General features: G+C 55.4%; 23 protein-coding genes and 1 pseudogene. 7 read left to right on the forward strand and 17 right to left on the reverse strand.

The genetic code is table 11. The features are described from left to right. Positions 1–570: recombinase family protein (locus tag FJ958_RS25395; protein ID WP_140746778.1), on the forward strand; the 570-nt coding region annotated here is incomplete at its 5' end. A gap of 95 nt (positions 571–665) precedes the next feature. Here the strand turns inward: FJ958_RS25395 and FJ958_RS25400 are convergent. The 6 genes from FJ958_RS25400 to FJ958_RS25430 form a co-directional block, all read right to left on the reverse strand. Then, a complete protein-coding gene (locus tag FJ958_RS25400; protein ID WP_140746781.1) occupies positions 666–1958 on the reverse strand; it encodes a response regulator in 1293 nt (430 codons plus the stop codon). Beyond that, complete coding sequence (locus tag FJ958_RS25405) at positions 1955–2398, reverse strand: hypothetical protein (protein WP_140746784.1); 444 nt, start codon at positions 2396–2398, stop codon at positions 1955–1957. Before FJ958_RS25405 ends, FJ958_RS25400 begins: the two co-directional genes overlap by 4 nt. After that, positions 2388–5087, reverse strand: a complete 2700-nt coding sequence (locus FJ958_RS25410) for a hypothetical protein (RefSeq protein WP_140746787.1) — start codon at positions 5085–5087, stop codon at positions 2388–2390. The genes FJ958_RS25405 and FJ958_RS25410 overlap by 11 nt, the downstream gene beginning before the upstream one ends. Positions 5088–5852: 765 nt before the next feature. Continuing rightward, positions 5853–6293, reverse strand: coding sequence for a MucR family transcriptional regulator (locus FJ958_RS25420; RefSeq protein ID WP_140746793.1), 441 nt, complete (start codon positions 6291–6293; stop codon positions 5853–5855). Positions 6294–6373: 80 nt separating this feature from the next. Continuing rightward, entirely contained in the window at positions 6374–7363 is a 990-nt protein-coding gene (locus FJ958_RS25425; protein ID WP_140746796.1) for a hypothetical protein, read from the reverse strand. Between the two features lie 183 nt (positions 7364–7546). Next, the gene (locus FJ958_RS25430) at positions 7547–8485 is read right to left on the reverse strand and encodes a DUF1353 domain-containing protein (protein WP_140746799.1); all 939 of its coding nucleotides are present in this window, start codon (positions 8483–8485) and stop codon (positions 7547–7549) included. Between the two features lie 257 nt (positions 8486–8742). Here FJ958_RS25430 and FJ958_RS25435 point away from each other — a divergent pair, with 257 nt between their 5' ends. Continuing rightward, positions 8743–9054, forward strand: coding sequence for a helix-turn-helix transcriptional regulator (locus FJ958_RS25435; RefSeq protein WP_140746802.1), 312 nt, complete (start codon positions 8743–8745; stop codon positions 9052–9054). Positions 9055–9079: 25 nt separating this feature from the next. On the opposite strand, the gene FJ958_RS25440 is transcribed toward FJ958_RS25435, so the two are convergent. From FJ958_RS25440 to FJ958_RS25455, 4 genes are all read right to left on the reverse strand, one after another. Continuing rightward, complete coding sequence (locus FJ958_RS25440; protein ID WP_246679756.1) at positions 9080–10243, reverse strand: SH3 domain-containing protein; 1164 nt, start codon at positions 10241–10243, stop codon at positions 9080–9082. 113 nt (positions 10244–10356) lie between these two features. Further along, the gene (locus tag FJ958_RS25445) at positions 10357–11085 is read right to left on the reverse strand and encodes a hypothetical protein (RefSeq protein WP_140746805.1); all 729 of its coding nucleotides are present in this window, start codon (positions 11083–11085) and stop codon (positions 10357–10359) included. A gap of 14 nt (positions 11086–11099) precedes the next feature. Beyond that, positions 11100–11639, reverse strand: coding sequence for a hypothetical protein (locus tag FJ958_RS25450; protein WP_140746808.1), 540 nt, complete (start codon positions 11637–11639; stop codon positions 11100–11102). Positions 11640–11651: 12 nt separating this feature from the next. Then, entirely contained in the window at positions 11652–11975 is a 324-nt protein-coding gene (locus tag FJ958_RS25455; RefSeq protein ID WP_140746811.1) for a hypothetical protein, read from the reverse strand. Between the two features lie 105 nt (positions 11976–12080). On the opposite strand from FJ958_RS25455, the gene FJ958_RS25460 reads away from it, so the two are divergent. Further along, positions 12081–12344, forward strand: coding sequence for a helix-turn-helix transcriptional regulator (locus tag FJ958_RS25460; protein WP_140746814.1), 264 nt, complete (start codon positions 12081–12083; stop codon positions 12342–12344). A gap of 387 nt (positions 12345–12731) precedes the next feature. Here the strand turns inward: FJ958_RS25460 and FJ958_RS25465 are convergent, their stop codons facing one another. Then, entirely contained in the window at positions 12732–13103 is a 372-nt protein-coding gene (locus tag FJ958_RS25465) for a hypothetical protein (RefSeq protein ID WP_140746817.1), read from the reverse strand. Between the two features lie 389 nt (positions 13104–13492). Between FJ958_RS25465 and FJ958_RS25470 the strand changes: the two genes are divergently transcribed. After that, entirely contained in the window at positions 13493–16351 is a 2859-nt protein-coding gene (locus FJ958_RS25470; RefSeq protein WP_140746819.1) for a plasmid replication protein, CyRepA1 family, read from the forward strand. Positions 16352–16625: 274 nt separating this feature from the next. Here the strand turns inward: FJ958_RS25470 and FJ958_RS25475 are convergent, their stop codons facing one another. From FJ958_RS25475 to FJ958_RS25495, 6 genes and pseudogenes are all read right to left on the reverse strand, one after another. After that, positions 16626–17285: a hypothetical protein gene (locus FJ958_RS25475; protein WP_140746822.1), complete on the reverse strand. Its 660-nt coding sequence runs from the start codon at positions 17283–17285 to the stop codon at positions 16626–16628. A 236-nt stretch (positions 17286–17521) separates the two neighbouring features. Next, the gene (locus tag FJ958_RS25480) at positions 17522–19330 is read right to left on the reverse strand and encodes a recombinase family protein (protein WP_140746825.1); all 1809 of its coding nucleotides are present in this window, start codon (positions 19328–19330) and stop codon (positions 17522–17524) included. A 9-nt stretch (positions 19331–19339) separates the two neighbouring features. Then, positions 19340–19522 (reverse strand): annotated as a pseudogene (locus FJ958_RS32220) (ATP-binding protein); the annotation flags it as partial. Positions 19523–19707: 185 nt separating this feature from the next. Beyond that, entirely contained in the window at positions 19708–20652 is a 945-nt protein-coding gene (gene gshB, locus FJ958_RS25485; protein ID WP_140746828.1) for a glutathione synthase, read from the reverse strand. A 175-nt stretch (positions 20653–20827) separates the two neighbouring features. Further along, the gene (locus tag FJ958_RS25490; RefSeq protein ID WP_140746831.1) at positions 20828–21907 is read right to left on the reverse strand and encodes an AraC family transcriptional regulator; all 1080 of its coding nucleotides are present in this window, start codon (positions 21905–21907) and stop codon (positions 20828–20830) included. Between the two features lie 23 nt (positions 21908–21930). Continuing rightward, positions 21931–22890: an AraC family transcriptional regulator gene (locus tag FJ958_RS25495; RefSeq protein WP_140746834.1), complete on the reverse strand. Its 960-nt coding sequence runs from the start codon at positions 22888–22890 to the stop codon at positions 21931–21933. Between the two features lie 221 nt (positions 22891–23111). Here FJ958_RS25495 and FJ958_RS25500 point away from each other — a divergent pair, with 221 nt between their 5' ends. The 3 genes from FJ958_RS25500 (at position 23112) to FJ958_RS25510 (ending at position 25665) form a co-directional block, all read left to right on the forward strand. Then, positions 23112–23906, forward strand: coding sequence for an SDR family oxidoreductase (locus FJ958_RS25500; RefSeq protein WP_140746837.1), 795 nt, complete (start codon positions 23112–23114; stop codon positions 23904–23906). Positions 23907–24022: 116 nt separating this feature from the next. Further along, positions 24023–24583, forward strand: a complete 561-nt coding sequence (locus tag FJ958_RS25505; RefSeq protein ID WP_246679757.1) for a TetR/AcrR family transcriptional regulator — start codon at positions 24023–24025, stop codon at positions 24581–24583. Positions 24584–24972: 389 nt separating this feature from the next. Further along, complete coding sequence (locus tag FJ958_RS25510; protein ID WP_246679758.1) at positions 24973–25665, forward strand: alpha/beta hydrolase; 693 nt, start codon at positions 24973–24975, stop codon at positions 25663–25665. The last annotated feature ends 10 nt before the right edge of the window (positions 25666–25675 follow it).

Raw genomic sequence — 25675 nt, forward strand, 5'->3', positions numbered from 1 at the left:
CCAGCAGACATGATGAATCAGATATTCTCGCCGATGGGAATCCCTCGCGATTCCATCAGGTCAGATTATGCTCTAGCAAAAACGATAAATGCCGCGAAAAAGGCCGGAGCTTCCCTTCTAATCGCCAGGCTTGACCGCTTCTCCAGGCGTGTCAGCTTCATTTCAGCGATGATGGACAAGGGAGTCCGCCTGGTCGTCGTTGAAATGCCAAATGCAACGGACTTCCAACTGCATATCTTCGCCGCGCTTGCCCAGGAAGAGCGTCGGCTGATCTCTGAGAGAACCAAGGCGGCTCTTGCTCAGGCTAAGCTAAGGGGGACCGCTCTCGGAAAAAATGGGAACGTCCTGGCAAGGATCAACAAAGAAGCAGCGGCGGATTTCGCAAACCAAATTCGAGAGAAGCTGCCCAGTGCTTGGCAAACGATGTCATACTCAGAGTTAGCCCGCCGCTTGAATCAGAGGGGCCTTACCACCATTAATGGCAAACGCTTCCACCCTCAATCCGCAAAAAACCTAGCTAAAGCGCTAAATTCACCGCTTAGAGCTCTTAGTATATGGCGCAGTGGCTAAAGAACCGCACGGCCGGCGTCTCACCCCGACGCGAGATCGAGAACGATCGTGAGATTACCTCTCTAAGCGGTCACGGAGGTCGGGTGCGGTATGGGTCAATTATCTCGGGAGCCCGTCAACCGCTGCAGAAATGTCTTAAGAACTATCGCTGATAATTCGCTTGCGAGGGATTGTGCCTCATCCCCTTTCTTGCCGTCGGCAAAGTCTGCGACGCCCTTGATTGCTAACAGCTCGCCCCTGGCTCCCTTAGCCATCTTAGCTGCCATGTAGACGGCAAAAATCTCCATCTCAAGCCCAAGTGCGCTCGGAAACCGTTGATTGATTTCCTTTCTAGTCTCCTCGCTAGCGACGATAGACGAGCCACTTACCACTAACCCCGGCTTTAAGCGAGGAGCCCTGGAAATAGCAGCGCCGTACTTGTCGACAAGTCGCGTGAATTCAACCGACTGTGCGACCTTCCTCATTGCTCCTTCGTATATGTCACCATCAATCTCCAGGCTCCGATCGAACTGCTCGCCAAACCCTTCGGAGCAAGACAAGATCTTTCCCCTTGGGTCGAACAATTCACCTTCCGCGTCGTCATAAGTCTTTCCTTCTTGCCAGCAGCCTGACTCCCTCGCCACCAACACGTCTAATAGCCGGAGCCCCTTAATTTCGAAACCGGCACACATCCCGAGCATGACTATCATCCGTGGACGCAGGATCTGTATGGCCTGGGTGGTCAAGGCCGCTGCGGGTGCGAGGCCAGTAGAGCCGATGCAGAGCAAGCCGGCCCGGAGCGCCTTGCGCTGGCCAAGAGCAATGCGGCCGAAGTGCGAGCCCTTGTCGTTCCACAACGGATGTTTCTCACCGGATTTGCTGCCAAAAAGTACCTTCTTAACGGGTAGGAATTCGTTGCGATAGCGAGCTGTTACAATCAGGAGGTCGTAGTCAAAGCCGTTCAATCTGTATGAGGCGCCACTCGCTACGGCACTGGTCAGGTATTCGATCTTGCTTGCGATCGCCTGAGCCCAGCCGTCTTCGTCCCATAAAAATACGAAGAGGCCGAAGAGGTTTTTGTCGTAGTGTTCTCTTTCCTTCTGCACCACGTCCCTATACTCGGTTAGCCCGAAGACGTGCATCGGAAAGCACAGGCTGCCCTCCATAATTTCTGAGAGCAGAAAGCGAGACCACTTCTCCGAGGGTAATTCGTCTCCGGCAGGAATCATTAAATCCAGAATGACAAAGTCATAATTATTTTGTCTAAGGGCATCTCGCGCTGATTCGTAATCATCCGCTTCATCAAAGACAATCTCGACAGAATGGGAGTGCTGAAGCAGCCGGTTTATTACCTCCAAGCGTTTCTTGTCTAGATCGTCGACAACAAGGACTTTTACATTCGATTTCAAATGAAATGCTCCCGCATCAAACCTATAAGCTGGTCGCGCCAGCGCGTTTCCCCCAGGTCGACCTCAACAATTCCCCGATAATTTCGTCTAAATACACGGCGGAGGCGGTCCCCGAGCTGGTCGGCACTATCGAAGTTTCCGTATTTTGTGTTCACAAATGAACCGTGCTGGGTCGCTATAACCACCGGACAAGAAATTCGCATTTCATTCAACTGTTGCAATATTTCAATTCCGGCCAGGTAAGGTCTGTCAACCATATCCGCAGTCTGCTGCGTCTTATGAAATGCTAGGTCAAGAACGATACCGTTCCACAGTTGTTGCTCGATGAGCTGGCCCGCGATCGCAATTGTATCTGTTGTTTGAGGTTCGCACTTTCCTAATGCCTGGATCACGCATTCGCGGATCGCTATTGCTTTCGTTTTTGAATCTTCAACGATCAATATGCGCTTTTGTGACAATAGACCCACCGTTGTATCTAATATCGACCGAGACCTTCAAGCTCAGTGGCTTAGCCCCTAACGTTAGCTGTATACGCGGGACGACGCCGAACTCCTTATTGCAGGACCATGCGATTTTGGAGAACCCGGATGAACTGTCCTCAGACGCCTTGGCTAGAGCGGGGTTTTTTGCCTCCTTCCGAAGCGAATCTAACGCCTGGCTCAATTGTCTATATCTCGGCGTGCTCAACGAATTGGTTAATTCAACAGTCAAGCGTCCGTGTCCAATAACTACCTCGATAACAGCACGAGTGTCGGTTCCCTGACCGCTGTGCCTGTAGCAATTTCCAATTAAGTTCTTACAAATACTTTCGATCAGTTCAAAATAGCGTCCGTCTATCTTCGGCTCTCCGGCGAAAATAACGATCCCCTCGCCCTTTCTGCGCCCCGAAACCACGACTTTTAAAGAGTGCTTCTTTCCGCTCGTAGGAACGTGCGTTACAAGGCAAAGCTGCACAATTTCGGTTATCGTAAAGGCGCGTGGGGTGCCGCTTATCTTTGACAGCGCGATCCATTGCTCTGATTCTTCAAGAGCAACATACACCTGCTGGCTCAGTGATTCCGAAAACGCTGCCTTGTTAAAAGATGCCGTTTGGTGATTGCCACCAAATGAAATGGTATTTATAGCACTGGATACGTATGCCTTGATGCGCTCAGCGAGCTCTGCCCGAGCGTACCTTAACATATCTTCTATCTCGCCTCGGACCTGTGCTTGCCATTCTTCCGTGACAGGGCTGATAGGCTCTTGAATGATTAGCGCCGCTACGTAATTGACGAGTTTCGATTGGACTCTCCGATACAGCGATCCAGATTCATCCACAGTGAGGCACTGCTCATTGAATGCCCGGATGGTCGCGACCAGCTCCACACGCAGGGTCAAGATCCAGTGTAGAGGGTGCTGTGCGGACACTAAGGTCGCGATGAACGCACTAATTTCGCTGATAGAGGGCGATGTGAGCGATAGTGCCTTATCGAAAGCTTGTAGGAAGCGGTTCGGAAGTTGACCATGCCGCAAGCTGTCACTAATTATTGTCTTAACGTCACTGGGTCCGCTAAGAAGGACGTGATTGGCGAGGATAGTTCCCAGCTGATTTGCTACATGGTCAATATACTCTTCGGGACCTAGGAGATCGGGTGTCGTCAGTAGCCTTTTCACAAAGAGAATTGCGTCCCCAAGCTCTTCAGCGAGGAATCTTTGCGAGTGAGCAAAGTTGAGGTGGACCAACCCTTCAAGCTGTCGCCCGCGCAGATATGCCACCTTGAGTGACGTTTCGGCTTCCGACTGAATCGCTTTCGCTTCGTCAACTGAAATTAGTTTGGCACGCTGGAATGCTCTAGCTGCGTCTCTACGAAAAGCGGTACCGCGAGCATCAAATGTCAATGCCTTGGTCTCCACAAGGCGTTTGGCCCAAGGTGCGTCGTAGCTCAGTATGCTACATAGCATTGAGGCGGTGTCGTTTCGCAATACGGACTCTATAAGTAAACGTCTGCATCGACCAGTTACGATCGCAATTCCTTGGGCCAAAGCTTCTAGCGTCTTCTTTTCTAAGCCTCTCACGGCCGCTCTTAATGAGCTTTCGAACGCGCCATCACCTTCGGCCAGTTTTATGTCCGGGAAGCTCTCCCCGACGAATGCCTGCCCTAGCAGCAGATGGAAGGTCGCTATTGGAAAGCCCTCCATCCTCTCTGCTATAGCGATACATTCATAGACGTCGTCCCAGTTTATCCAACTGACTAACAGATCGTCGGCATTGTAAATATCCAGAACGGTGGATACTGCAGCCTCTGCATTTATGTCATCAACGAAACGGTTCAGCGAGCGAAGGCGAGTTAGACCGGAGCTAAGAACGTCATGGCTGTCGGAGGGCAACCGAAATTCACCTTTATTGAAAAAGCCAGCCGCTTCCGCATCGACATTCGTTTTTCGAAGTTCCCGAAGTTCCAGGCACTTCAGAAATAACGGCCCGCACCTCCATCTTGATGTGATTGCCAAGGCACGGGCGATGCGCTCGTCCGACAACATGTAGCCGGGATCTATTAGCCTCTGGAAAATTGAGGTTAAGTCCGGACCGAGAATGTGTACCGTTGCTTCCTTCAATACCCCTAGCATACGGTGTACGTCGGAGAGACTCTTCACCGGACCAATCTGCGGCTTTGCTATCCGGCCGTAATGGCTGGCGAGCTTCTCGAAACTGTCAATCTCGATATCACCGGTGCACAATATTTGACTAAGCGACTCAATGCCATCTGAAACGACTCGACACAATTGCGCGTCACCGAGAACGTCATTTTCATGTAATGTTTGAACAACAACGCTCATTTGCTCGACGCTATAGAACTCGCCACCTATCAACCCGTATGGATTCTTGGCCAGGTCGCCAGAAAAATAATAGGATAGCATCAAATCGCGATATTGATCAGGAAGTAGGTTCTCTAAGCTCGCGATGTATTGCGTATACGACCATGACTCAGAAAGAAACCGTCGCGAAAACTCGCGCAAGTCGAGCTGTGTGAGGTCGTCGGAGGGCGGTCGCCTGCCATAGCCGCCACCAGTAGCTCCAGAAATAAGCTCCGACAGCTGCTTTGCTCGCAGTTCGAAGCCCAGTCTAAGCTGATCAATACGTTCCTGCACAAGAAGGCTCTGACTTTATCGCTCTCGCTCTCAATGTGGCGATCGCGAAGATCGATTCTTATTTATGGTTTGGACTTTACCGACGCGTTGTCCGCTTCCCCGTCGGTAGCGGATCGCTATTTTGCGATGAAGTCAAGCGCGGGAAGAATAATTGGCATCGTACAGTATTAATACAGACATATTTGGCTATATGCAGCAGAGGCTGTCGGTGTGGAGTTGGTGGGAGTTGCTATCCCGCCCGCTCCTGGGTTGACATCGTCCACTCAGGAAGCGGGGTCATAAAACTGGCTTCCCCGTGCTGCCTAAGCCCGTCCGGGCGGTATGGCTTCATCACATTGTACTGCAGTACCTCCGACAGGGCGAACCTGTCCAAACACACCTACTCATGAAGTGTCGCATTGACCGGGGTGGTTCTCACGAACGGTGCGATGAACCGGAATACGGTGCCCTGACGTTCGTCATGTTGTGGGCCTGCTGCGTCCGGAAAGACATTCAGCCAGTCGTCATCGCAGAGAAGGCCGGCAACCTTTGCCGAGTCGACCATCCATTTCAAAGAGGCGTCAGAAAGTCGGGAGTCGTTCTCCGTGTAGCTACCGCCAACATCGGAGTGATCGCCCGCGAGCCACATTCGTTAAAGGCGATTTGCCCCTTTCATCAACCTCGTTTGGATCGGTTTTCGTGCCTCCAGCCTTGCCGGTCTGCCGGCTATTGCCACCTGGATGCTAGCCCTGCTTGCCAGGTAGCTGCCGTTAGATCGCGAGACTTCTAGCCAGCCTTCTTCCTTCCCTTGCCCGCAGCTTTCTTAGGGGGTACGGCCTTACGGCCGAGACCCATCGGTTTCGCCAGAGAAGATCGAGCCTCTGAGTAGCTCGGCGCCACCATGGGGTAATCGCGCGCCAAACCCCACCTCTCGCGGTAGGCTTCCGGCGTAAGGCTGTAGTGAGTCATTAGATGCCGCTTCAGCGATTTGAATTTTTTCCCATCCTCCAGGCAGACAATGTAGTCCGGAAACACGGATCGCTTCGGATTGACCGCAGGCGTCAAAGCCGGCTTCTCCGGCTCAGCAGGTTGTCCGACCTTCGAAAGCGACGAATTCACGCTTTGGATCAGCTCCGGCAGTGACGTAACCGGCACAGGATTGTTGCTGACGTAGGCGGAAACGATATCTGCGGTTAATTCGATCAGGTTTATGGTCTCGTCGGCCAAGGGCTTTCTCCTTTAAAGCATTTAGCCTTCCTAGCTTTTGGAGACCGGCTAATCAACGGGCAGGCCGAACCCTCAAAATTCTACCTCGCACAAATCCACTCCAACATTCCTCCACCTCCGTTGCCGATGAACACATAGGGCACGCCAGCCAGCACTTCGCTAATCTGGTTTATGGTGACACTTGGTACGCGGGCATTTGCTGGACCCGCCCGCTCAGATAATACCCAACCGGCGGGACCACATCTGCAAAACGCTAGCAGCGTCGGAGGACAGCCATCCCAGCGATAGAAATAACGCCGACCCGATTGGACTGATGCGAGCGCGAACGCGAGTTCCTCCCCGCCCTTCAGGCAATTATTGAACTCCTTGCCGGCATCTCGAAGCTGCTCTGCCGTGGTGATCGGAATGAAAGAGCCAAGCTGCTCGAAAGGCGGTTTGGGGAACGGCGCCAGGCTGAACACGTTTGCCAGGATCGATCCCGGTTGGCGGCCCTGAGCGACGCATTGAACCATTTGCTGCTCGCCGTACGTCAGTGTCAGCCTTGAGATCACCCAAAGCAGCTCCAGCAGTACTTGGGCGGGCATCTTGCACTTTAGCAGGGCTCGGATAACTCGATTCGGCACTGGCAAGTGAACCGCTGATGCAAAGGCCATTAGCTCGTCGTCTTCGATTTTCGACGATTGGTGGACATGATTTGCCAGCGATCCACCGGCCGAAAGAACCTGGTGGAGCGAGAAATAGGTACGTTGTGGCCTTGCAAACGGTCCAAACTTGCCGAGTGCGGAGACTATGCCAGGAGGGCAGTTCCCGAATGTATCCTTGAGGATTTCTCGGGACTTGGCGAAGGTGAGAAACCGGTACATTTCTGCCGCGTCGCGGACCGTTCCATGAACGGCGAGCCATGCATGCCAGGTGTGTCGTCGGCTATCCGATGCGAGCAGGTATTCACAGATGCGGTCATTCTGCCAAATCAACCGAACTTGAGCGCTGTCATGCCGCGCCATGAAGTCTATGATCGACTTCCCCGATCCAACGCGGCTGAGTTTCGGGCTGTTTGGATTGTGATGCATTTCGGCTATCTCCTGATAGCCCGCTTGTCCTTTGGAGACCCGGAGCAGACAACGCAGCCTCTAGACTCGCATTGGTCTCACACTGTCTCTGTGAAAGTTGCCGTTCTAATGGCTTTATCCGAGTCAAGCGGCCGGATCACCCGCCACGGCATCTCACACCTGCGGCGTCCCGCTGCGAACAGCCTATTTGTCTGTGCTGTCTTTCAGCAGTTTATCTGGAAAGTCCGTGGTTTGAAGCTTGAGAGCGTCGTAGGTCACATACGGTTGGTATTCAGCGCCGTTTAGCTGGAGCAGCTTGGGGAATGTCAAGTTTTCAGCCTTCATGTAAGTATCGAGAGCGGGTATTTGGCCTTCCGCCCACGGCGATAGGGGCACCGCGTATTTCTCATACCTCTTCAACTCGGCCTCAGACACCACCGAGAACAGACCGAGTTTGTCCTGCTCCACGTCGAAATTCTTCTCCATCGCAGATCGTAGAAAATCGAGGTGCCTTTCTGCTTCGTCCGTTTGCGCTAGGATGGCCTTGCCATCGACTACATCCAGCACTTTCCCGTTGCTGGTCTTGAGCGTCCTGGCCATACCAGCGAACTTCCCGATCGCGATGGCGCGAGTGCGTTGATCGCTCATTTCGTACAAAGATTTCGAGACGACGTTGTCGGTGCGACATGGAACGGGGGCAACGGCGCTCGGATCGATGCTCCAGAACGCTGGCCCACCGAACCGTACCGCTGACCACATGATATACGCCATCGTGTCGCTTACACTGGCAGCTCTCATCCCCATCCAAAACGCGTGATGTGTGCTGTAGTACTCGCGGCTTTTGGTGCAACAGTAGTAGTCATGGATTATTGCGGCATCGAGGTAAGGCCCGTCGAACGGCCCGCCTACAATGCTCCAAGCAAACTGCGGAATGCTCGCACCATCCGTGACTTCTCCCGCAGGAACAGTCCAATCCAGGCCGTTCGGGTCACGATAGACAAATGGTTTGTTGAGTTTGAATAGTGGTCTGTCCGTACCAGGTATGAACGTTCCGTCCGGATTGCTTAGAAACTGACCGTACTCCTGGCCAAACGCACCTGTGCTCAGGCCGCAAAAAGTCAGTATTAGAAGTAAAATCCGCATTTACTCTCCCCCCTTTTTGTGCTGCCAGCAAATCACCACACAGGCTGCATTGCAAGGCCGATTACCCGGTTGGCGAGCCGGAGTGACGCTCCTAACTCGATCCTAAAGGACATTCTAACTCATTCCTTGGCGGAATTGCCTTTTACATACGAGTTCGCGAACGTCGTCATCGAAGAAGCCACAATGTACACCGTTGTCGATAGCCGCTTACTTCAGGATAGCGCCACTCATCGGAAACAAGCTTTTGGAGAACGGTCATGGATCCTCGCGTCATCAAGGCGCTGGCTTGTGAAAGCAGGATGAAAATCCTCGACTTTCTGAACTGGCCCGAGCTGTATTTCCCCGACCTTCCCAACGCGCGACAAACCGGTCTGACGAATAAGCTGATTTGCGGCCGACTTGGCATCACGCAGGAGTCAGTTAGCCTGCACATGCGGTGGCTGACGGAGGCCAGCTTGGTTTCGGCAACGAAGGTCGGAACCCGCGTTTTCTATAAGCGAGATGAGCGCGGGATCGACGATGCCGTCGCCGGTCTGTGCGAGTTGCTGCAAAAGCAGACATCGACATAAAATAGCCAATCAGGCCCTAACGTGGCTATTGGCAGCACACCTTGCGAACGTAGGTGTTGCCGAAGGTCGCGTAGGCGTCGTCTGGGATCGCTCCCCTTGCTCTCATCTCGCTGACGAGGCTCTTAGCCATTTTCTCGTCGAATGTGCTGTCGAGGGTGATCGCGAACCACCCATTATTGGCAAGATAGGCTGACAGTGGGATCGATGATGAGCGGACATATGCCTCGGCTTCAGCGTAATTATCGAAGCTCTTGACCTGGATGTGGCGCCGACCAAATGGGCCGCCGTCGTACTGATCCCACGTGTCATGCATGTAGCCGATCTTGTTCCCAACCTGAACGCGATACCAGCGACCCGCGTTACCGATGATCGTGACTGCCATTCCGTTTCTCAGAACGGCTACATTCGTTGACCTCGCCTCTGGCAGCGCCTTTAGCGGCGCAGAACCCTTTGGATAACCGATACGGCCGGAACGGGCGTCGGGAATCGAGAGCGACGGACTTGCGGATGGTGGAGGCTGCGAGGCAACGGTCGGGGGCTCAGGCTGAGGTGGAGGTGGTGTGTAGGATGGCACCTGAGTAGCTACGGCCGGTCGATCGCCACCAGGCGAGGACGTGACAACCCGATATTTGGCCATCTCGCTCATCGACAGATAGCGGATGTCGTTGCTGTCATACTGAAGCGAAAGCTGAAGCAGGGCAGGGTCCACACCCATATCGATCATGTATGTGATGACGTCGGCGGTGATCTGCTGAACAGCGGAAACAGCATCCTGTGTGCTCAGGTGAATATCGCCTTGGAACGACGATTTGTGGACGCCGATCGACCCAGGATCGGCATAGCGCATCACTCCACCTAGGAAAGCTAGGGAGCATGCCGATGCGCACTCGGCAGCCCTGAACTGAGCCGTGTTAAGGCCCAATTTGCGGATCAGCCGGCCGAGTTCCATCGCCTTGTGGATGTTTCCGCCAGGAGACTTAAACGTGACAGCGCTCACTCCGTTGGTCCTAGCTAGATTCTCGAAAGCCGATAGATCGTCCTCGTAAGCGAAGTCACCTGAGACGACTATAAAATGAAGCCCGCCCGTGGTCTGCCCGGCGTCGAATTGCAAGCCAGCGTGAGCCGCCGGTGAGTCCAGCAAAGCCAATGCAATAAACAGTGATAAGCAAACGGAAAAAACGCGAAACATGGCCCAGAGCAACCCCGGCCATACGTCTAGCGCCGATAGCGAGTGCCTGTCGATTCAATGTTGGGAAATTGGTGAACTTCAGGCCAGATTTCCGCGCCGCTCGTGTAGCGGCGCTAGTAGTGGATCGAGCCCTTGCCGCACCGATGCCATTTGTACTGGTAGCCAGATTGGCCGTTCTTGCCATAGCACCACTTGGCGGTTTCAAGCTGGCGTGCGAACGTGTCCCGCACATCGCACGCCTCCATGGTTTTGGGATCATCTCCTGAGCCGCCACGGCAATTCTCATTGGCGACCTGCCATTGACCTATCAGCTGGCCTGGCGAATTTGCCTTTGCAAGCTTGGCCTTCGGGACGGGCGCTTCGCCTGAAGGCACCATCTGAATTCCTGGAAGCGAAGCGCCTTTAGCCGGCTTGCCGTCTGATGTGCTCAGCTCACATGAGGTCAGTTGCTCGCCGTCAATTCGTATCGTCTTGGGGCTTTCTACATCCAATATGAACGAGCGCTGGAACGGGTTGCCCGTCTCCAGGCAATCGGCATCAACCGAATAGCGATCTGCACGAAGCGGTTTGACTGTCGCGACCACGCATCCCACTTCGGGAACATCGTAAGCATGACCTCCCTTGGAGACCGAAAACTCGATGGAATCCAGCTTGCCGTCCCGAAATTGTCCGCACAGGTCGGCTGATCTCATATAGGCGCCGTCGGAAATCGGCAGTGCATCTGTCGCATTGCCAATCTGCACGCCCGCGACCAAGAAGAGGAGCGGAAGCATGCACCTGGAGGGATGTCGTGCTAGCAAGCCGGCCAAAAAACCCTCCATACGCTGCGACATCAGCGTCATCGAACAGATATAGCCTAGAACTTCAAACCCTTACCCGATCCTGGCTTGATCTCTACAGCGACATATAGCGCCCAGGCGTTGCAATCCTCTTCTATCCGAAACAGTTCGCCTTCGGAGGTTCGGCCCTTGAACGCAAACGGCTGAGCGCCTTTGCATACCTCATCGGAAATCACTTCCATCTCGGCCGATCCACCGAACTTATCGACGAACTCCTGTGTGATTTGGCGCAGTCCAAGCCCTTCAGCCCCGAAAAAACATGCGGCAAACGCCATTTTTTCGACCTTGCTGTCACCGTTGAACGTGATCCATCCACACTCGTTATTCCCGTCAAAAAGTGTCAGATGCTTGCCTTCGCTATCGTCGCCTCGCCATTCAAACTTGAACCCCTGGCTCTTCGCAGTGGTTTCGACCTGATCGGGGCTATCCGACACGGTGAACCCACGGAAACTACTGTCGGCCAACAGTTGGGTCGGGGTGGCAATAGCAATCGCGAGCGCAGCCAAAACGATTAGACAACGACGTTTGCGGGGAGAGACAACGGAAAAGATGCTCATTTCGGGCAGCCCTCAGTAGTAGTATCGCTTATTTCGAAACAGATACATCAGCAGGTAGACCGGAGCCCACAGGCCGCTGGTAATGATCGAAAGCAGGATGTGAAACCAGTGGGGGAAGCGTCTCAACGTAGCGATCCCTGATGCAGCCGCGGCTGCTCCGCCGCCCGCATTCATGAACACCTGAGGGCTGTTTCGCTGGCTCTTGAGAAGCTCGATCTCACGCATTTGCGGATCGAGGATTTCCCCACAGTGCTTACACTTCTTGGATTTGGCATTGATCGGCTCCGCGCAATACGGACAGTCAATCGTAGCGGCCGGCGAAGCGGTCTCGTCCATTATTCCCCCAACAAGTTTGACACCCCGAGGAGATGAGCCCTCGACCCTTAATCATGGTCTTATATTACGTGGTTTCGTGGAAGGGCAACTGATTGCTTCCTGAAAATGGAAGTGCAGTCACTGGTCGCTTGGAATCTCCGGCGTTTGAGGGTTGAACGAGGCATCTCACAGGATGACTTGGCCCTCACGGCCGGCGTTGAGCGGGCCTATGTCGGATATTTGGAGCGCGGAGCGCGCAACCCAACCATTGTCACGCTCAGCAAGCTGGCTGATGCCTTGAGCATCCACATTTCGCAGCTGTTTCGAGAGCCAGTGGAAGGAGAGAACGTACCAACCACCTTGAAAGCCGGGCGAAAAAGGACAGGTTAGCCGTTTTTTCCGGGGCTTTGGGTGCGATTGATTTAGTAGTTTGAGGGGGATTGAATGGCGCTAAGCCCAAAACAAGACGGTCAACTAACCCGTGAGCTGGTGAAGCACTGCGACCGAATCCAGCAAGAAACCCCATACAACCCGAAGGAGCTTCGAAGAATGTTGAGGGCAGATGGGGCGCAAAACATCCTCCGGAGGATAAGTAGGCGCGAAACCACGGGGCTTGCCAGGCTTTATGAATTGAATCGCCCAGACCTAGCTATCGAGAGACACATTTTGAACAGCAACTGGGCCACATTGCTCGAACCTGCCATTGTGGCCCAGTGCCGGACTAACCTGGGACTGACGGACTGATCCTCCATTGCCGTCCTTGGATCGACCGCTTTTCTAACGTCCCTTCTTGAACCTGGCCCTGACCTGCTCGGAAACAGTGGCCAACTGAGCATCGAACGTGCCGTCAACCGCAGCAGCGCGTGCCTTCTGAAGAGCATCGGTTACGCCGGCGATATCAGCGCATGCTATCGCATGCTTGCCTTTGGCAAGCTCCAGGGGGATTTTGCCGTACTTGATTGCCAACGTCGGCTTGCCGTCGATACCGGTTGTCCACCAGCGGCCACGGAATTTCCGGCCGACGTTTTCCGGTTCGGCCATATACAGCTGATGGTCGATCTGCATGACCAGCCTTTGCCGACGCTTGGATGCGGGGTCCGATGCGTCCTGCGTCGGTGTAGCGACCAGCTTCAATCCTTCGAATGCCATTGTTGATCTCCTTCCGTTTGATCGACAGCGGCATCCCGTAGAACGATTGAGAAGGTCAACGCGGCCCAAGTCAGGCATCTTGAAGCTAACTTTTTTCAAGCTCAGCAGCGTGGGTTTGACGGCCGTGTGGCTTGTCCAGCCAGGGGTTCGCACAACCCACTGATATCTCGCTGTTTTCTGCGCAATAAGTTAAACCAATAGAGTATTGGTTTAACTTAAGTATAGATCAGTCGAATTTGCCAAGATCTTGCGATATTCGAACAAAAATGCTATACCGATGTCAGTGATAAAGCGGTTTCACATTTTTAAAAATTCATATTTTCAAAAATTCCAGCATCCCGCTGGGCCACCAAAACCTTAACTCAAAACCCAACATAAAGGATATTCTAATGAATGGTTTCACAACCAAACCCCTCCGCTTGTCTATAAACAAGCGGCTCATCAACAAAGACGAACTCGGCGACACTCTAGCAAGGGCGGATGGGTTCGAACCCTGCCAGGTCACCGTCGGCGAGCTGATCGCCAACATTAAAAACGGCTACGCCTACTGTGCCGAACTTAACGGGAGGCGTAAGGCCGATAACTTCGTTGCCACGGACATTTTGTCCGTGGACGTCGATGGAGGGATGACCCTTTCAGAGGCTCTGGCCCATCCCTTCATCCAGGAAAACGCGTCTTTTATATATTCGACGTGCAGCCACACCCCTGAGCGGCATCGGTTCCGGGTGGTCTTCACGCTTGAGGAAACACTGCTCGACGCTAACGATGTCAAGGCAGCTACCCGCTCTCTTGCGTTGAAGCTCCATGGCGACCCAAAGGCAATCGATCCTGCTCGCATGTTCTACGGCAACACTGACGCCGAGATCTTTGAGATCAGGATGACACTTGCGCCGGCTTTGGTTCATGCATTGATCGAGCAGACGGCTGCCGCCGGATACAACGACCGGTCAATTGGTGCGATTGGCACAGGGCGTTCTAGAATCCAGTTGCCGCCAGAACAGATTGTTCGCACCGCAAAGGGCATCGAAATTCTCCTCGTAAACGCTCCCGCCAAAACAGAAGTGCATTGCCCTGTTCACGACGACAAGAACCCGAGCGCCTTCGTCGTTGAAAACGCCAACAAACGGAACAAAGGCGTCCATTGCAGCGCTTGCGGTGTCACCTATTGGCAAGGATACCCCGAACCGCAGGATTTCGATGATTTCGACAAGGGGGCACAGAATCTCTCGCGTTCGTCACAAGGTCAACCGAGCTCAGCTCATGAGGAGCCAGCTGCCGGTTTGGAGGGTGCGAAAATCGCGTTCCGCGATGAGAAGTTCATCAGCGCAATCCGTGTCAAAGACGGCACTACGTTCATAAAGAGCCCGAAGGGTTCCGGAAAGACGAAGCTGCTTGCCCAGATTGTCGCGTCGACGACAGGTCGCGTCCTTCTGATAGGGCATCGACGTGCCTTGATTGACTCGATGTGCTCGGCAATGGGCCTTGCGTGCTACCTCCATGACGATCAGGTCGACGAACCTTTGACGAAGCGCCGACAGCGCTATGGCATCTGCCTCGACAGCATCTTGAAAGTGGTTGAGGAGGCCCCGTACAAACTCGTAGTGATCGACGAATCGGAGCAGGTGCTTGCGCATCTACTTTCTCAAACGCTCGCTGAGAAGCGTCCCGACATTGTACAGGCATTGATCTGCATACTTGCTAGAGCAAAGCGGGTCATCGCTTCGGATGCGGACCTATCGTGGACATCATTCAACTTCATTAAGGAGTGGGCCGAGCGCAGGGACGGGCCGACGAGCAGCCAGGTCGTCATTAACCAGTATCAGTCACCTAAGGGCAAACTTGCGGTCTTTGCGTCGGAGACCCACCTGATTGGCGACTTCGTAACCGCCATCAAAGAAGGCAAGCGTTGCTATTTCACGTCGAATTCCAAGGAGAAGATAAAGGACATTGCGACGCAACTCGCGGAGGAATGCCCGGAGATCGCATATCTAGTCGTCACGTCCGAAGAGACGGCAAGCAAGGACCCTGCCGCGATGTCATTTATCAAGAGCCCATCCGTCGAGGCGCGGAAATACCAGGCCGTCTTGTCATCGCCGTCCATTGGGACTGGCGTGGACATTACGTTCCCAAATGAGGAGCAGTTCTATGACACCGTGTACGGCCTGTTCGTCCCACAAGTGCTAACCCATTTCGAGTGCGACCAACAGTTGGGCCGCGTCCGTCACCCTAAGCAGGTTAAAGTCTACGTTTCACCGGCTACATATGCCTTTGAAACCGACCTCAGCGTAGTGAAAAAGGACGCGCTCGACGCCTACGTCTTCAGCAGTTCAGCTCGTGAATGGACAATGGATTTCATACCCACAAGGATTGTTCGCCCCGATCCGCTTCTGGACATCGCAACGGCGATCATCTCACTACAGAGGGCATCCAAAAACCACCTGTGGAGGAACTTCCTGCATTACAAGGTGCAGCAGGGTTGGGAAATCGACCACATCGGTCAGCATGCGGAAATCGCTCACTTCGGATCGGACATCCTCTCACACGGCATAGAAATTCGGGCAAAACTCCGCGTCAATCGACTGATGCAGGCAGAATCCTTGTCAGAAGCCGATTTCCAGCGAATTGATCGTCGCATTAGAAGGTACGAGTTCGCCGACGATCGCGAGCGCGCAAGCTATGAACGATCGGCGACAGAGCGCTTCTATAACCAGCCCATCTCGAACGAACTGATTACGCTCGATGATAGGGGTCGCTTCCGTGCCTGTGTGACCAATTTCGAAATGATGCTGGACCCCAAGACCGGCGACGCACTCGGTGGTGGAGTCCATGATCCAGACAGGCGTAAACAGTCAGGCATGCTGATTCCAAACGCCGGGAGTGGGCGTATTTTGCTGATGGAAACGCTCTCCACGGCACCTTTCTACCGGAATTTTGCGTTCCGGTCCGACCTCACGTTTAGTAAGGGTAACCTCAAGCCGTTCATAGATTGGATGAAGGACAATCGGATAGCTATCCAACAGCAGTTCAACATCGCTTTGAACAGGAGCCTCGACCATAACCCGATCAGGCAAATTCGACCGTTTTTGGAGATGGTAGGGCTGAAGTTGGTCAAGCTGCCCAAAACCCGTGCAGGTGGGGCGCTCGTTATCCGATATAAGATCGATCCTGTCAGCTTGGATCAAATGAAGGAGATTGTGGCAATCCGCAAAGCCAAGAATTGGTCTGACCGACTTCCATTAGCGGCATAAGGGGACTGACAGTCAATTAGCTATATCTAACACATGCCCTGCCCCTCTCTGTTAGGGGGTGGGGCATCTTCTTTTCGGTCGCTGAGCAAATCCCATCCTCGTCCTTGAAAACCACACCAAGACACACACGCCGGGCTCACGGCGAATCCTGCTTCCTCAGTAAATTCGGGCAGGGTTATGTTAGGTCCAGGGAGATTTCTGGCGGTGACGTCACACTCGATCCAACATGCTGAATCCGACTGCCAGATAGCCTGCACCCTGCCTGCACCCTGGATCACTTCACCGTTTTCTCGACCTGAAATGGCAGCACCCTGAAATCGTCAGCGACTTTCAGCTCGTGATTATTGTGCACCATGAATTTCGCCATGTACGATGATGCACGACTCTCACCCATCGAATTTCGATGGTCATGATCCAGCTGCTGGATATCTAGCTCTCGAATCGAGAACCGTTCTTTGATGGATAGAAGCCGTTCTTTGTCGGCTAATAACTTTAGGAATCCATCTCTAGTTTGATCGGTGAATATCCAGATCGAATGGATGTGAGCGTTCTCTAGCTCTCCCATCGATCTCCAGTATCTCGATCCGTTCATGTCCAGACAACCGATAGCTAGAGGTTTGACGTCATGGAATGAGGGGCGATGGTAGTTCCGTCCAATCAGGTCCCGGCAGATCAAGTTGTATAAGTCCTGGAACGTGTCCATCTCCGTTTTGGCCCCTGGGCCATCGATCAGTTCGGAACCTTCTTGCCGCTGTTTGCGACTGCTGTGATCGAACGAGATCGTGATGAAAAACCCGTTCCGTCGTTTGAAGAAGGTGGGATGGTCGAATTTCCCTTTGTGAGCTTCGATGAATTGCTCGATCCTGTCATCGAACCAGCATGCATATTGAGACGAGATTGAGGATGGAGAGACATGTGAGTGGCTTTGCTGCATGTGAGTTGGACTTCTTTCATACGGGTATAGACCCATCGATTTGATGGGGTGAAATTGCGTTGGGTGTTTGAAATCGTGCGAGGATGGCCGTCGGCACGGTTCAAAGACCGATGTCGGGGAAATGAGAAAAGGGAAAAGCGGTTCTGAAGGTTCTGAGAATGATGGCCGGATGATCAGGCACGGCTATTTATGGCGATGAGATCGCAACCACTGTGGGTTGGGTGGAAAACGTCAGATCACTGAGCCGTCGGAGGCTGGTCAAACACGTTTTCCCACCCTTCAGACCCAATCGGCATACGACGATCACTGCCGGAGATCGTGCCGTCCTTGTCGACGAGAACTTCGGCGATGATGTCAGTCGGGTCGTCACTTTTCACCACGACATAGCGTGAAACGCCATCCGCAAGCACGACCCGGAAGCTGCGATTGTGCCGCTGCGCCTCTCCGTTGGACTTTTCGATGTGCCTGAGCAACCGATCTCGTTCCTCCTTGTCTAGCTCCTGACTTTCCAAGAAGGTTTTAATTCCCTTCATTTTGGGGCGTCTCCCATCTGCTGCAACCCGCAACGAGGTTACGAGTATGCTCAGCCGGTTGGCCACCGCCGCACGACGCTCGAAAATGTCTGGTGCAGACATATCTTGGATCGACGCGATCAATGAACGCAACTCGTCGGCAGAGATGGTTGGCAGCATATCGGCGATCGATCTTTGCCCACGGATTTGCGCGATGAGTGCTACTTCGGCAGCGATTGACGCTTCACACTCGTCAAGCTTGCTTTTGATAAATACCGTGGATGATCCTGGCTCGGTCAACAGGTCGAAAATCCGCTCCCGCTTGGCGCTGAGTTGGTGGATCTTCTCCTCGATGGCCGTGATTTGCTGCTCGACCGATGCACGCTCCGAATTCTCCGCTGCAGCCTTCAGCGTAGCGGTGAGGTCAATCTCTTTGACGAAGTAGAGGAACGATGTCTCGAAATCGGAATATCTCCAACTGATGCTCTCACACCCGAGGCCACGAACTGCGTTTGTGCATTTCAACGCCTGCGACCCTTTGGGAGGACGCCCCTTGTGGACGAACCTCATCGGGGCGCCGCAGTACTCGCATTTGGCTATCTTCGTGAACAGGTTGCGGTATTCAGGGCCCTTTCGTCCTGCTCCTTCAACGAGCCTCCTTCGACGTGAGGCTTGGACACGATGGAACTGGTCTTCTTCAATGATCCTCGGAAAGTAGTCTGCAACCGGTTCGCCGTGCGGGACACGGTCCCCATGGTCATCGTAGCGATGCGGCTGGAACTCGCCAATCACGGCTCGATTATTGAGGATCTTGGTCACGTAGGACTCGTGCCAGCCATTTGATTTGGTAAATGTCGGCACGGCTGACTGATTGAGCCGGCGCGCAATGATAAATGAGCCGTGTCCCGCGTCAGCCATCTGAAAAATCTGGCGGACAACAACGACACGTTCGGAAATCGTGTCGAAACCCGTCCGGTCCTCCTGCAACGATAGCCAAGCCGGAGCTACTTTGGTGAGTTTCCTGTTGCCGGCGTTCTTCCGCTTGTTCTCCCAAGCTGCACCGACTCGGATGCTCTTGGTCTTGGATTCCTCATAAGCTCGACCAAGGACCACAACCGAATAGATCACGTCAGCAACATTGGTGTCACCCGCTCGGTAGATATGGTTATCGGCAAGGGTGACGACATTGATCCCGCTTTTCACGAGATCGAAGAAAATCGGCACTGAATCCAGTATCTGCTGACGGCTAATACGATCTAACGACTCGACTAGCAGATACGAGCCCTTGATGATCTGCCCGGTCTTCACAAGGTCTAGGAACCGGCCGAGTGCCCCCGATGACACGTTGGCGCCTTTGAAAGCGGAGACGCCAATATCCTCGAGTTTGAAGTCCTCAACGAGATGCAGGTCATGTTGCTCTGCATATCTTTTCGAGGCCTGTTCCTGCCTCCGCAGACTGTCTCCCCGCAGCTGAATATCGGTCGACATCCGAATGTAAGAGTATGCCAGTGGGCCTGAGACATCTGAGGTCATAGAAAGCTATGTAAACCGGCTGATATCCAAGCTCAACGCGCTTCCTAGCAACCGGCACCGACCGCTGATTTAGAAGAAATTAATCCACCTTACCATTTGCATGCCGACCTTGCCCGGCGCGACCATCACCTGCACGTCGACCGGCACGGCCTCGATGCCCTGAAAAGCGACCGTGCGAACCCGCGCCACCATCGTGTTGCCCCCGGATACAGGCTGGCCTCAGCCCGTGCGATCAGGCCGAAATGGGCCTCTTCGGCAGACAATCACAGTTTCTTGATCAAATCAAGAACATTACAGGAACAAGCCGTCGCGGAAGTTGCAACGGAATTGTAGCCGATTGCATAGACAGAACAGGGTTAATACGACATGAAAACGGCCTACTTCCGCCTTTTGTCCTCGACCGCGCCCCAGAACAGGCTGGCGATGTCGGCGCCGCCGAAGCGGGCGACTTCGCGCACGCCGGTCGGCGAGGTCACGTTGATCTCCGTCATAAAGTCGCCGATGACGTCGATGCCGACCAGGATGAAGCCGCGTTCCCTGAGCGACGGCCCGATGCGGGCGCAGATCTCGCGTTCGCGCCCCGTCAGCTCCGTCTTCTCGGCACGGCCGCCGACATGCATGTTGGAACGGGAATCGTGCTCGGCCGGCACCCGGTTGATGGCGCCGACCGGCTCGCCGTCGATCAGGATGATGCGCTTGTCGCCCTTGCGGACGTCCTTGAGGTAACGCTGCACGATATAGGGCTCGCGAAACAGCTGGCCGAACATTTCGAGCAGCGAGGCGAGGTTGCGGTCGGCTTCCAGCAGATGGAAGATGCCGGCGCCGCCATTGCCGTAAAGCGGCTTGATGATGATGTCGCCGAACTCCTTGCGGAAGGCGGCGACTTCCAGCGGATCCTTGGTGATCAGCGTCTCCGGCATCAGGTCGGAAAACTCGGTGACGAAGATCTTTTCCGGGCTGTTGCGCACCCAGGCCGGATCATTGACCACCAATGTCTTCGGATGGATGCGCTCCAGCATATGCGTCGTGGTGATGTAGTTCATGTCGAAGGGCGGGTCCTGGCGCAGCAGGACGACGTCCATCTCGGACAGGTCGGTGCGCACCTTCTCGCCCAGCGAGTAATGATTGCCCTTCTCGTCCCGCACCTGCATCTCCTCGATGCGGGCAAACACCTTGCCGTCGCGCAGCGACAGCCGGTCGGGCGTGTAGTGGAACAACTGGTGGCCGCGCCGCTGCGCTTCCAGCGACAGCGCGAACGACGTGTCGCCGGCGATCGACACGCTGGAGACATGGTCCATCTGGACGGCGATTTTCAACTTCATGGCGGGTCCCCAGCGCAGTCGACGAGAGCGATATAAGGGTCGCCGCGCCTTCTGCCAATCCGGCCAGCGCCTTAACGGTTGAAGACCAGCCCGGGATAGCCACCGGCGGCATGGCCGGAATGGCAAACGGCGGCCTCCGGCGCGGGATCAAAAGAAGGCGCCAGCCGGCCGCCGTCTAGTCCGCCACGGCGTCGGCTCCCTGTCTCCATAGGCGGGGCGTTCGGCCCACGCTGCTGCGAAACACCCGCGTCAGATGGCTTTGATCGACGAATCCACAGGCCAAGGCCACTTCGGAAATGCCGAGCCTGCTTTGGCGCAGCAACGTCTTTGCCTTCTGGATGCGCTCGTTCATCAGCCACTTGTAGGGCGGAACGCCAACGGTCTGACGAAAGGCGCGGGCGAAGTAGCTGACCGACAGACCGCAGGCCTGGGCGATGTCGGCGATGGCGATGTCGCCGCTCAAATTGGCCAGCATCATCTCGCGGGCCCGCTGCATTTGCCATGGCGCCAAGCCGCCAACGAATCTGGCAGGCCCGTGACTGGGGGCGTAGGTCCTAACGAGGTGGGCATGGAAGGCCAGCGCCACTTGATCGACGAACAAATGGTCGCTCGATCCGTAGAAGGCAGCCTTCGCCTCCAGGGCGCGGCTCAGGCCATACAGGATCGGATCGTTCACACCGCCCAGGATCGTTCGCAGACCGACAGGCGGCCGCTCACCAAAGTCGTATGCGAGATCGTGCAGGGTCCGCCTCGATATTTGCAGGCGCAGAAAGTCCACGGATTGATGGAGATGCGCGATCGGAGATGCCTCCAGGTCCAGAAGGACCACATCGCCGGCATTGACTTCGGGATAGTTGACGTGACGACCGTCGATCCAGCCCTCCATCTTGGCTATTGGCGACAGGTAGACGATCACCGCGAACCCTGGCTCGGGTGCCACCGCGCGGGTGAGGCATGGCCCGGCCTGGAGGCGGCTGATCGCGATCGGGTCCTTCGAGATCGTCTTGGAGAAAAAGGCAGTCTGGACCGGGGCCTTATACCGAAATGCCAGGTACGATTTGAAAACCGCCAGGTCCATATTCTGGCGCGGCACGGAGGCTTCGTCCGAGGCGTTGAATGGTCCGCCGTCTTCGGCGTCGCTTTGCAATGCAGAGCCTTCGCCTGCGCCGAACATCCCGCGCAGAAACGTCTGACGCTGCCGCGCGTGCTCCGGTGACAGGTCTTCCGGGCTGAACGAACGCGAACCGAAAGTCATGGGATGCCTACTCCAGCCAAGTCTCAGGGCATCGCCGCCGCTTGGAAGCGCGGCAGATATTGCCTTGGGTCGTCGAGGCGCAACCGCCGCCACCGCGCAGGGCTCTTTCCTTCAAGTTGCGAGAATATGCGCGTGAAATGGCTTTGGTCGGTGAACCCGCAGGCCACGGCGACCTCCGCTGCTGGCATTTCCATGTTCAGGAGAAGGTTCTTCGCCTGTCTGACGCGCTCCCTCATCAACCATTTGTGAGCGGGCATTTCGGCCGTGCGCCTGAAAGCCCGGGCAAAGTAATTCACGGACAGTTCGCAGGCCTCCGCCAGTTCCGCGAGTGTAACGCCTTCCGCGATCCTTGCGGACATCAACTCGGTGGCACGCCGGTATTGCCAGGGCGCCAGTCCTCCCCGCAGAGGCTTGATGCTGCGGAGTTGGCCGTAGGTCTGGGCAATGTGAAGGTGAAAGGCGAGCGCCACGTGGTCAAGGAATAGAGCGTCCTCATCGCCGAACATCTGCGTCTTCTTCAGCATGGCGGTGCCTAGCCCGAAGAGGACCGAGTCCTCCACGCCGAAGGTGGGACGCAGCGACCCGATCGGCGGCCGGCCGAACTCATCAGCGAGATCATCCAAGCTGCGCTGCGACATCTGCACCCGCAGGGTTTGCATTGGATCTCGGATCAGAACCCTTGGCGAGGTGCCGAGGTCAAAGATACAGATTTCGCCGGCTCTCATCGCCCCCAAGACTTCCTTGCGCCCCTCCATTCGCGCCTCCAGTCTCGGCAAGGGCGTCAGGACGATATGGACCGAAAAGGCCGCTTCGGGTTCCGGCTTTAACGTCCATATGCCGGAAGGTTCGGGTACGGCGACATGCGTGAATATCGTTGGGTCTTTCGAGATGCCCTTGGCGAAACAGCTTTTGGTGGAGGCCGCACGGAATCGACGCTGTATCAGGGCGTCGTGGTGGTCGATCTGCGTGGCCGGATCATTCATCCATCTTCACCATCTGAGCTAACCTTGCGCTCTGCGGCCTCCGATTTCCAGAGGCTCTTACGAAGGGGCGGACTCCGCACGGCCAGCGAACCGTCCTCGGCCGCCGCTCGCAAACACAAGAGATACCTTGTTTTCATTGGCGTAGGCGTTATGGACAAATTTGTCCATAACGCCTACGCTCAATTCCGTGTGATCAATGGAAAAGCGAGGCAAAGAAGCTGATGACCACCACTGTCTTCATCACCGGCGCATCACGAGGTGTCGGGCGCGCTTGTGCCACCGCGTTCCTCGACGCTGGCTGGAATGTTTTCGCGACTGCTCGTGATCCATCCCAAATCGGCATATCTCCAAGCGAAAGGTTGGCCACGGCCAAGTTGGATTTGGAGGATGATTCGTCGATCTCGGCGGCCGTGGGGCACGCCATCGGCCGTTTCGGATCGGTCGACATTCTACTCAATAATGCCGGGATCGGCCTTGGCGGCCCTGTGGAAGCGGTGAGCCGCGAGGAATTCCACGCCTTGCTCGACGTAAATGTGGTCGGCGCGGCGCTTGTGACGAAAGCTCTGCTCCCGACGATGCGGCTGAAGCGAAGCGGCTTGATCATCAATGTGGGATCGCTGGCCGGAGCCGTCGGCCTTCCATTTCTGGCACCTTACTGTGCAAGTAAATTCGCATTGGCAGGCTTGAGCGAGGCCATGCGGTATGAGCTTGGACCTTTCGGCATCCGGGTAAAGTTAGTCGAATTGACTGGAAGTCGGACGCGGTTCAAGCAGCCAATTCTTCACCACGAGGCCTATGCAACGAAGGCCGCCGCGGTTGAACGGCGTCTGCAGGAAGGGCTGGCTTTATCCACTCCTCCTGACACTGTCGCAAAGGAGATCTTGCGGATCGCGGGCTCGAGTTCCGATCGGTTGCGATATGTGGTTGGAACCGGCGGCCTTCTAGCGAGGATAAGGGGGTTCCTGCCCGATAGGATGATCCGCTCGACGTTGGCACGCGCATTCGGCTTGATCTGAAACCGCGAGCCTGCCTCGTCTCGACCGGGACGAGGCCGAGCCGCCCCATATTTGGATTGTGAGCCCGGAAGGAGCAAATCGTGGCCAGGCCCCGGCAATTCGATCATGACGCCGCATTGAACGAAGCGATCAAAGTCTTCTGGATCAAGGGATACGCCGGTACATCAACCGATGATCTGAGAAAGGCCATGGGATTGGGCCGCCAAAGTCTCTACAACGCCTTCGGAGATAAGCGGCAGCTCTATCTGGAAGCTCTTTCGGCCTATCTGCGACGCACCATCTCTACACATCTCGATCGCCTCAGTTCGTCTTCATCACCCTTGGCGGGCATTCGGGCGCTGCTGCTGGGAGTAATCGCCGAGGATCAATTTGAGCGAGAGCTTGGATGCCTGGGTGTGGCATCTGCCAGCGAGTTCGGAACGCGTGATCATGAACTCGCCCAACTGCAAAGCAAAGCAGGTGCCGCGTTGTCTGCCAGACTGATCGAACGGGTAGGCGAAGGCACAGCCAGCGGAGAAATTGACCCGCAGGTGAACGCCGAGGATGGCGCGTTCTTTATTCAGATGACCATGAACGGACTGCAACTCGCCGCCCGCGCTGGCGCACCCGTGAATGTACTGCGCACCATGGCAGATTTCGCTGTCGAGCGTTTGCAGGCGCGACTGGCAGCCGAATAGCGGCCTGACGCGAGCAGAGAGTCCATGCAAATGGGCTAGGAAATCGCGCTCGCGCCAGAGCAGTGGACGCTCAGGTCAAAGATGCCGATCTCACCGGCTTTCATTGCCCCCAAGGTTTCCTTGCGCCCTCCATGCGCCTCCAATCTCGGCAGGGGGCAGCACGATATGGGCCGAAAAGGCAAGCCTCGGGCAGATTGGGCTAAGCCCGTCCAAAACACGCCATGAATCTACCAGCGGCAGCGGGTGCCTTCGTCCATCGTCAGGACGTCGTCGAAGTTCTCGGCGCCTCGACATGGCTACAAGGAGCTACTCACATGACCACGTTATCAGTTGTCTTCCGGCGGATTCACATTGTTGCGGCCGCCGTTTTCAGCCTCTCGATCATACCGGTGGCCGCCTCGGCGCAGTCCGCGCAAAACGTCATTCTCGTGCACGGCGCCTGGGGCGATGGAGCGAATTGGTCGAAGGTCATTCCCATCCTTGCCGCAAAGGGTTTGAACGTCACCGCGGTCCAACTACCGCTGACTTCGCTCGCTGACGATGCAGCGACGGTGAAACGCGCGATCGACCTTGTGGACGGGCCGGTCGTGCTGGCGGGGCACTCCTATGGAGGTGCGGTGATCACCGAGGCCGGAAACGATCCCAAGGTTTCCGCGCTGGTCTATGTCGCCGCGTTCGCGCCCGATGCTGGTCAATCCGCGGGGTCCTTGAACGCAACCGTAGCCCCCACGCCGCTGGCGGCGGAAGCCAAACCCGACGCGGAGGGCTTCATCAAGCTGACCAAGACGGGCGTCTACGACGATTTCGCCCAGGATGTGACGCCGGCTGAAAAGCAGCTTCTCTACGTGACGGAGTCGCCAACCAGCGTGAAGTCCCTGGGAGGCAGCATCACCGACGCCGCCTGGCACAACAAGCCCTCCTGGTACATCGTGGCTTCCCATGACCGGGCGATCCAGCCGGCGCTGGAGGCGGAAATGGCCAAGGCGATCAAGGCGAAGACCACGACGGTCGAAGGCAGTCACCTGATCATGCTCTCGAAGGCCTCCGCGGTGGCCGCGGTGATCGAGCAGGCCACCCACTAATCCTCAGCTG

The organism is Mesorhizobium sp. B2-3-5, from assembly GCF_006442395.1.
Classification (GTDB): Bacteria; Pseudomonadota; Alphaproteobacteria; order Rhizobiales; family Rhizobiaceae; genus Mesorhizobium.

Coding starts and splice junctions, on each gene's coding strand:
- FJ958_RS25425 (WP_140746796.1), bottom strand. CDS start 7,363: ATGCATCACAATCCAAACAGCCCGAAACTCAGCCGCGTTGGATCGGGG.
- FJ958_RS25430 (WP_140746799.1), bottom strand. CDS start 8,485: ATGCGGATTTTACTTCTAATACTGACTTTTTGCGGCCTGAGCACAGGT.
- FJ958_RS25435 (WP_140746802.1), top strand. CDS start 8,743: ATGGATCCTCGCGTCATCAAGGCGCTGGCTTGTGAAAGCAGGATGAAA.
- FJ958_RS25440 (WP_246679756.1), bottom strand. CDS start 10,243: ATGTTTCGCGTTTTTTCCGTTTGCTTATCACTGTTTATTGCATTGGCT.
- FJ958_RS25445 (WP_140746805.1), bottom strand. CDS start 11,085: ATGACGCTGATGTCGCAGCGTATGGAGGGTTTTTTGGCCGGCTTGCTA.
- FJ958_RS25450 (WP_140746808.1), bottom strand. CDS start 11,639: ATGAGCATCTTTTCCGTTGTCTCTCCCCGCAAACGTCGTTGTCTAATC.
- FJ958_RS25455 (WP_140746811.1), bottom strand. CDS start 11,975: ATGGACGAGACCGCTTCGCCGGCCGCTACGATTGACTGTCCGTATTGC.
- FJ958_RS25460 (WP_140746814.1), top strand. CDS start 12,081: ATGGAAGTGCAGTCACTGGTCGCTTGGAATCTCCGGCGTTTGAGGGTT.
- FJ958_RS25465 (WP_140746817.1), bottom strand. CDS start 13,103: ATGGCATTCGAAGGATTGAAGCTGGTCGCTACACCGACGCAGGACGCA.
- FJ958_RS25470 (WP_140746819.1), top strand. CDS start 13,493: ATGAATGGTTTCACAACCAAACCCCTCCGCTTGTCTATAAACAAGCGG.
- FJ958_RS25475 (WP_140746822.1), bottom strand. CDS start 17,285: ATGCAGCAAAGCCACTCACATGTCTCTCCATCCTCAATCTCGTCTCAA.
- FJ958_RS25480 (WP_140746825.1), bottom strand. CDS start 19,330: ATGACCTCAGATGTCTCAGGCCCACTGGCATACTCTTACATTCGGATG.
- gshB (WP_140746828.1), bottom strand. CDS start 20,652: ATGAAGTTGAAAATCGCCGTCCAGATGGACCATGTCTCCAGCGTGTCG.
- FJ958_RS25490 (WP_140746831.1), bottom strand. CDS start 21,907: ATGACTTTCGGTTCGCGTTCGTTCAGCCCGGAAGACCTGTCACCGGAG.
- FJ958_RS25495 (WP_140746834.1), bottom strand. CDS start 22,890: ATGAATGATCCGGCCACGCAGATCGACCACCACGACGCCCTGATACAG.
- FJ958_RS25500 (WP_140746837.1), top strand. CDS start 23,112: ATGACCACCACTGTCTTCATCACCGGCGCATCACGAGGTGTCGGGCGC.